General features: G+C 67.3%; 1 protein-coding gene. It reads right to left on the reverse strand.

Annotated features, from left to right (window positions below):
- Positions 1 to 533 (reverse strand): DoxX family membrane protein (locus Adu01nite_RS47460; protein WP_203736006.1); only part of this gene is annotated, 533 nt, incomplete at its 3' end.
- Positions 534 to 578 lie beyond the last annotated feature (45 nt).

The following is a 578-nucleotide window of genomic DNA, read 5'->3' on the forward strand; positions in this document are numbered from 1 at the left end:
ACGATCGGGAGCTTGGCCCAGATCTTGCCGAGGCCCCAGGTCTGGCCGGCGTAGGTGAGGGCGAAGACGATCGCGGCCAGGCCGTAGACGACGTGGTAGTCGACGATCGGGTTCGAGCTGCCGGAGGCGAGGGGCCATTCGGCGAGCCACATGAAGGCCATCATCAGCGCGCCGGCTCCGGCGGCGACCCGCAGGCCGATGCCGAGGATCAGGGCCAGGCCGATGGCGAGCAGGCCGATCATGAAGGACCAGTTCGCGAACGTGGTGCCGGCGATGTTGTGGAAGAAGCCCTGCAGCGGGCCGACATCAACGCTGGACAGGAAGCCCTTGGTGGGGCTGCCGCCGTTGATCCACGCTTTGGCCGAGGGGGTGCTGTAGCCGAGGCCGAAGGTCTTGTCGAGGAAGGCCCAGAGGAAGACGAAGCCGGTCGCCACTCGCAGGACGGCGAGGACTTTCGCGGCGGGCTTGGTGATCATGGCGCCCGGGGCCTCGACGGTCTCGAGCTGGTGGGCGTGAGCGGCGGTGGTGGTCATCGTTGCCTCCGGGGTGTCTTTATCTCTCACCACTGAGACTCCTCC

The sequence above is a fragment of the Paractinoplanes durhamensis genome, from assembly GCF_016862175.1.
GTDB classification, from domain to species: Bacteria; Actinomycetota; Actinomycetes; order Mycobacteriales; family Micromonosporaceae; genus Actinoplanes; species Actinoplanes durhamensis.